The organism is Micromonospora maritima (assembly GCF_902825405.1).
Taxonomy (GTDB): Bacteria; Actinomycetota; Actinomycetes; order Mycobacteriales; family Micromonosporaceae; genus Micromonospora; species Micromonospora maritima.
The window spans coordinates 1-7,059 of the sequence record NZ_CADEAU010000285.1 but is presented as its reverse complement, the minus strand read 5'-3'; the positions used below and the strand labels follow the sequence as shown (position 1 = coordinate 7,059).

3 protein-coding genes are annotated in these 7,059 nt (G+C 71.1%); all 3 read left to right on the top strand.

The features are described 5' to 3' along the window. The first annotated feature begins 266 nt into the window (after window positions 1–266). The 3 genes from uvrA to uvrC all read left to right on the top strand — a co-directional run bounded on the left by uvrA (window position 267) and on the right by uvrC (window position 5,896). Window positions 267–3,209: an excinuclease ABC subunit UvrA gene (gene uvrA, locus HUW36_RS21870; protein WP_174529885.1), complete on the top strand. Its 2,943-nt coding sequence runs from the start codon at window positions 267–269 to the stop codon at window positions 3,207–3,209. A 162-nt stretch (window positions 3,210–3,371) separates the two neighbouring features. After that, window positions 3,372–3,857 carry a Rieske (2Fe-2S) protein gene (locus tag HUW36_RS21865; protein WP_174529884.1) on the top strand — a complete coding sequence of 162 codons (486 nt, stop codon included), beginning with the start codon at window positions 3,372–3,374 and terminating at the stop codon, window positions 3,855–3,857. Between the two features lie 98 nt (window positions 3,858–3,955). Beyond that, window positions 3,956–5,896: an excinuclease ABC subunit UvrC gene (gene uvrC, locus HUW36_RS21860; RefSeq protein WP_174529883.1), complete on the top strand. Its 1,941-nt coding sequence runs from the start codon at window positions 3,956–3,958 to the stop codon at window positions 5,894–5,896. Window positions 5,897–7,059 lie beyond the last annotated feature (1,163 nt).

Here is a 7,059-nt window from a genome sequence, read left to right as displayed (position 1 = left end):
CGGCGGGCGGCGGCGCACCGGGCGTCCGGCGACCCCGCCCGCTCCCGGGGCATTCTGAGCCGGCCCGGGCCGGTCGGGCGGACGTGCGTGGTTCGCGCCCGACCGGCCTGAGCTGGGGGAATGTTCGCGCGACGGAAGTTGTCGTACGTCGGGGCTAGAGTTGCCGAGGCGTTTTCTCTGCGCCCCGACAACCTGTGAAAACCACCCAGACCCGGCGTCTGGTGCACAGATCCGCCTCATATTCTTCTTCCGGGAGCACACGCACCGTGGCCGACCGACTGATCATCCGTGGCGCGCGCGAGCACAACCTGCGTGACGTCAGTCTCGACCTGCCCCGGGACGCCCTGATCGTCTTCACCGGGCTCTCCGGTTCGGGCAAGTCGAGCCTGGCGTTCGACACCATCTTCGCCGAGGGGCAGCGCCGCTACGTCGAGTCGCTGTCGTCGTACGCCCGGCAGTTCCTCGGTCAGATGGACAAGCCCGACGTCGACTTCATCGAGGGCCTCAGCCCGGCCGTCTCGATCGACCAGAAGTCGACCTCGCGCAACCCGCGCTCCACCGTCGGCACCATCACCGAGGTCTACGACTACCTCCGCCTGCTCTTCGCCCGCATCGGCGAGCCGCACTGCCCGATCTGCGGTGAGCGGATCTCCAAGCAGAGCCCGCAGCAGATCGTCGACCGGGTCCTGGCCATGGCCGAGGGCACCCGGTTCATGGTGCTCGCGCCGGTGGTGCGCGGCCGCAAGGGCGAATACGTCGACCTCTTCGCCGAGCTTCAGGCCAAGGGCTACGCCCGCGCCCGGGTCGACGGCGTGGTGCACCCGCTGACCGAGCCGCCCAAGCTCAAGAAGCAGGAGAAGCACACCATCGAGGTGGTCATCGACCGGCTCAGCGTCAAGCCGAGCGCCAAGCAACGGCTGACCGACTCGGTCGAGGCCGCGCTCGGCCTGTCCGGTGGTCTGGTGCTGCTCGACTTCGTCGACCTGCCGGAGGACGACCCGGCCCGGGAGCGCCGCTACTCCGAGCACCTGGCCTGCCCGAACGACCACCCCCTGGCGATCGAGGACCTGGAACCCCGGGTCTTCTCCTTCAACGCGCCCTACGGCGCCTGCCCGGAGTGCACCGGCCTGGGCACCAAGAAGGAGGTCGACCCCGAGCTGGTCATCCCCGACCCGGAGCGTTCGCTGCGGGAGGGCGCGATCCAGCCCTGGGCCACCGGGCACAACCTCGAATACTTCCTGCGCCTGCTGGAGGCACTCGGCGAGGCCCAGCACTTCGACATCGACACGCCCTGGCGGGCGCTGCCGTCGCGGGCGCAGAAGACGATCCTGCACGGCTCCGACGACCAGGTGCACGTCCGCTACCGCAACAAGTACGGACGCGAACGCTCCTACTACACCGGCTTCGAGGGCGTGGTGCAGTGGATCGAGCGTCGGCACAACGACACCGAGTCGGAGTGGTCCCGTGACAAGTACGAGGGCTACATGCGGGACGTGCCCTGCGCGGCGTGCGGTGGTGCCCGGCTCAAGCCCGAGGTGCTCGCGGTCACCCTGGCCGGCAAGAGCATCGCCGAGGTCTGCAACCTCTCCGTCGGCGAGGCGGCCGACCTGCTGGCCGGCATCGAGCTGACCGACCGGCAGAAGATGATCGCCGAGCGGGTGCTCAAGGAGATCAACGCCCGGCTGAAGTTCCTGCTCGACGTCGGCCTCGACTACCTCTCCCTGGACCGTCCGGCGGGCACGCTCTCCGGCGGCGAGGCCCAGCGCATCCGGCTCGCCACCCAGATCGGCTCCGGCCTGGTCGGCGTGCTCTACGTGCTCGACGAGCCGTCGATCGGCCTGCACCAGCGCGACAACCACCGGCTCATCGAGACGCTGCTGCGGCTGCGCGGGCTGGGCAACACGCTGATCGTGGTCGAGCACGACGAGGACACCATCCGGGTGGCCGACTGGATCGTCGACATCGGTCCGGGCGCCGGCGAGCACGGCGGCAAGATCGTGCACAGCGGCTCGGTGCCGGCGCTGCTCGACAACGCCGAGTCGGTCACCGGGGCGTACCTGTCGGGGCGCAAGTCCATCCCGACGCCGGCCACCCGGCGGCCGCAGACGCCCGGCCGGGAGCTGGTGGTGCACGGCGCGCGCGAGCACAACCTGCGCAACCTCACCGTGAGCTTCCCGCTGGGCCAGCTCATCGCGGTCACCGGGGTCAGCGGCTCGGGCAAGTCGACGCTCGTCAACGACATCCTCTACACGGTGCTGGCCAACCAGATCAACGGCGCCCGGCTGGTGCCCGGCCGGCACACCCGGATCACCGGCCTGGAGCACGTGGACAAGGTCGTCGGCGTCGACCAGTCGCCGATCGGGCGGACGCCGCGCTCCAACCCGGCCACCTACACCGGGGTCTGGGACCACGTCCGCAAGCTGTTCGCCGAGACCACCGAGGCCAAGGTCCGGGGGTACGGCCCGGGCCGGTTCTCGTTCAACGTCAAGGGCGGGCGCTGCGAGGCGTGTTCCGGTGACGGCACGATCAAGATCGAGATGAACTTCCTGCCGGACGTCTACGTCCCCTGCGAGGTGTGCAAGGGCGCGCGCTACAACCGCGAGACGCTCGAGGTGCACTACAAGGGCCGGACGGTCGCCGAGGTCCTGGACATGCCGATCGAGGAGGCGGCCGAGTTCTTCTCCGCCATCCCGGCCATCCACCGGCACCTCAAGACGCTCGTCGACGTCGGCCTCGGCTACGTCCGTCTCGGCCAGCCCGCGCCGACGCTGTCCGGCGGTGAGGCGCAGCGCGTCAAGCTCGCCTCCGAGCTGCAGAAGCGCTCCACCGGCCGCACCGTCTACGTGCTCGACGAGCCGACCACCGGTCTGCACTTCGAGGACATCCGCAAGCTGCTGATGGTGCTGGAGGGCCTGGTCGACAAGGGCAACACGGTCATCACGATCGAGCACAACCTCGACGTGATCAAGACGGCCGACTGGCTGATCGACATGGGCCCCGAGGGCGGCCACCGGGGCGGCACGGTGCTCGCCACCGGCACCCCCGAGGAGGTCGCCGAGGTTCCGGAGAGCCACACCGGCGAGTTCCTGCGGCCGATCCTCAAGCTCGACGGCGCGGCCAAGGGCGCCAAGGCCGCCACCACCCGGGCGGCGAAGGCCAACGGCGGGACCAAGACCCGGACCCGCAAGGTGCCGGCCGGGGCGCGCTGACCCACGGGTACGACGGACGGGGCCAGCGGCCGGCCCTGTCCGTCATCCGCACAGACGCCCGTTTCGTGACGCGACAGTATGAACCGTGCCCGATCCTGGTGCGTGTTGCACACTGTGGCCACGGATCATGACCGGTGGCGACAGCCGAGAGAGAGGCCGGATATGAGTGACGACCAGGCGCGGACCGGACCGATCACCCAGACCCGTCGGACCCTGCTCGCGGGTGCCGGAGCGGTTGGCGCGGCCGTGGTGCTCGCGGGATGCGGCGACGACGACGCGACCCCCGGGCAGGCCCCGACCAGCGGAGGACCGCCCGGCGCCACCGCCACCGGCGACGCGGGCGGCGGCGACCGGGACAGCAGCGCCCCGTTGGCCCGCACCAGCGACATCCCGGTCGGCGGCGGCACGATCTACGCCAGCAAGGGCGTGGTGATCACCCAGCCCGAGGCCGGCCAGTTCAAGGCGTTCGATCCGATCTGCACCCACCAGGGCTGCCCGGTGTCGAACGTCGACGGCGGCACCATCAACTGCACCTGCCACAACAGCCGGTTCTCGATCAGCGACGGCTCGGTCAAGCTTGGCCCCGCCACCAAGCCCTTGGCGGCGAAGGAGATCAAGGTCGAAGGCGACCAGATCACGCTGGCCTGACCGGGCGCACCGCACCCGCCCGTACCGCCTCCGCCCGCCGCTCGCGGGCGGAGGCGCGGCGGCGGCCGGGTGTCGGGGATGCGGACTAGGCTTGGGTCGTGGCTGACCCCTCGACCTACCGTCCCGCGACCGGCACCATCCCGGAGTTGCCAGGGGTCTACCGCTTCCGGGACGGCACCGGTCGGGTGATCTACGTCGGCAAGGCCCGCAACCTGCGCAGCCGGCTCAACTCCTACTTCGCCGACCCGGTCAACCTGCACCAGCGCACCCGGCAGATGGTCTTCACCGCCGAGTCGGTCGACTGGATCACCGTCGCCACCGAGGTCGAGGCGCTCCAGCAGGAATACACCTGGATCAAGCAGTACGACCCGCGGTTCAACGTCCGCTACCGCGATGACAAGTCCTACCCCTACCTCGCGGTCACGCTCGACGAGGAATACCCGCGGTTGCAGGTGATGCGCGGCGCGAAGCGCAAGGGGGTGCGCTACTTCGGGCCCTACTCGCACGCCTGGGCCATCCGCGAGACGCTCGACCTGCTGCTGCGCGTCTTCCCGGCACGGACCTGCTCCTCCGGCGTCTTCAAGCGGGCCGGCCAGGTCGGCCGACCGTGCCTGCTGGGCTACATCGGCAAGTGCTCGGCGCCGTGCGTCGGCAGTGTCAGCGCCGAGCGGCACCGCGAGATCGTCGACGGCTTCTGCGACTTCATGGCCGGCCGCACCGACACCATGGTCCGCCGGCTGGAGCGGGAGATGCTCGACGCCAGCGAGCAACTGGAGTTCGAGCGGGCGGCCCGGTTGCGCGACGACGTCGCCGCGCTGCGGCGGGCCATGGAGAAGCAGACCGTGGTGCTCGGTGACGGCACCGACGCCGACGTGGTCGCGTTCGCCGACGACCCGCTCGAAGCCGCGGTGCAGGTGTTCCACGTCCGCGGCGGCCGGGTGCGCGGCCAGCGCGGTTGGGTGGTGGAGAAGACCGAGGAGCTGACCACCGGCGACCTCGTGCACCACTTCTGCACCCAGGTCTACGGCGGTGAGCAGGGCGAGGCCGACGTCCCGCGCGAGCTGCTCGTTCCCGAGCTGCCGGGCGACGCGGAGGCGTTGGCCGACTGGCTCTCCGCCCGGCGGGGCAGCCGGGTGTCGCTGCGGGTGCCGCAGCGGGGTGACAAGCGGTCGCTGCTGGAGACGGTGGAGCGCAACGCCAAGGACGCGCTCGCCCGGCACAAGCTCAAGCGGGCCGGCGACCTGACCACCCGCAGCCAGGCCCTGGACGAGATCGCCGACGCGCTCGCCATGCGCACCTCGCCCCTGCGGATCGAATGCTTCGACGTCTCCCAGATCCAGGGCACCGACGTGGTCGCCAGCATGGTCGTGTTCGAGGACGGGCTGCCCCGCAAGAGCGAATACCGCCGGTTCATCGTGCGCGGCGCGACCGACGACCTCTCCGCCATGTCCGAGGTGCTGCGCCGACGGTTCGCCCGCTACCTCGACGCCCGCGCCGAAACCGGGGAGCTGGGCGAGGAGACCGCCGCCGACCCCGACCGGCCCGGCATCGATCCGACCACCGGGCGGCCGCGCAAGTTCGCGTACCCGCCGCAGCTCGTGGTGGTCGACGGCGGCCCGCCCCAGGTGGCCGCCGCCGCCAAGGCGCTCGTCGAGCTGGGCATCGACGACGTGGCACTGTGCGGGCTGGCGAAGCGGCTGGAGGAGGTCTGGCTGCCCGACGACGAGTTCCCGGTGATCCTGCCGCGGACCTCGGAGGCGCTCTACCTGCTGCAACGGGTACGCGACGAGGCGCACCGCTTCGCCATCACATTCCACCGCCAGCGCCGCTCGAAGCGGATGACCGAGTCGGCGCTCGACAACGTCCCCGGCCTCGGCGAGGTCCGGCGCAAGGCGCTCCTGCGGCACTTCGGCTCGTTGAAGCGTCTGTCCGCCGCCACGGTCGACGAGATCACCGAGGTGCCCGGTGTCGGTCGGCGTACGGCCGAGGCGATCCTCGCCGCGCTCGACGGCTCCGACGCCGCCACGACGCCCTCCTGACCCCTCGCGCCCCCGCCCGCGCACGGACCCTGCCTCGTACGTCCCCGCAGGCTGGTCCCTGGTTCCTGTGCCCGGCGCTCCGACCGACGTCGGCTGCCGGCCCGTCCCGGGGCCGTGCCGTCGTCGGACCACGTGACGCGGTGCCGGTTTCTGGTCCACAACCTGCTGCTCGCCCGGTGAGCATGCGCGCACCCGCCGCCGCAGGCCTCCGGATCCGGGGGTGCCTTCCTACCAGGATCTCCGCCGCGCCGACGCCTGCCGTCACCGGTGTCGGGATCCCCGAAGGCACTGCGCCCCCACCTGCAGGCGGTCACAAGGAGTAATGGCAGGCGGAGCGACGTCCCGGTAAGACTGGTATGCCTCAGAGGCATATTTATGGCGCATAGTCATAGATGTGCGAGCGGAGGACGCTTCCGGCCCGTCGGTCGCATCCGAGCACCCCGAGCGAGAGCCCTGTTCCCACAGCCCAGGATCGGCGTTCCGCCCTTCGGGCCACCGTCGAGATCTTGGAAGGAAAGTGCCCCTATGGGGGCCGTTTCCTACCAAGATCTCGGATCCGTCGAATGCGGCGCCACCTCCGGCCGACCCGGGGGTGGGGGTGGGTGGAGGTTCGGGGTGCGGTGTCCGGTTCCGGCGGGGCGTGGGGGTGCGGGCTGCGAAGAATCGGCCCGATCGTCCGGGTCGGCGGTGGTCGGTGCCACCGTCAGGGTGGAATCGGTGCCGGGGGTCAGGCGTTGTACCGGGCAGACCGCGTGGAGCCCCGGCCGGTACGAGCCGGCAGGCAGCCCCGGTCGGAAATGACCGGCCACCGGTCGTCGTTACATCCCCCGAGCCGGCAGGCCGCACCACCGGCCAGCGCCCGGGTCGGAATGACCGGCCACCGCCGGTGGTTACATCCCCCGGGCCCCCGAGCAGGCCACCCCCCGTGGCCGTTCCGGACAGCGTGCAGGCCACCCCTCGTGGCCGCCCGAGCCCCGCGCACACCCCGTGCCGGCCCTCCGGGCCGCCGGATCCGCAGACTTTCCCCCTCGCACGGCACCCCCCTGTGCCGTGACCCCCACATTTCAGGGAGGCAACCATCATGGCTACCACTCTGCTGCGCACCACCGTTCTGACCGCTGCTGGTATCGCCGCGACCGCCGGTGGTATCGCCGGCCCCGCGA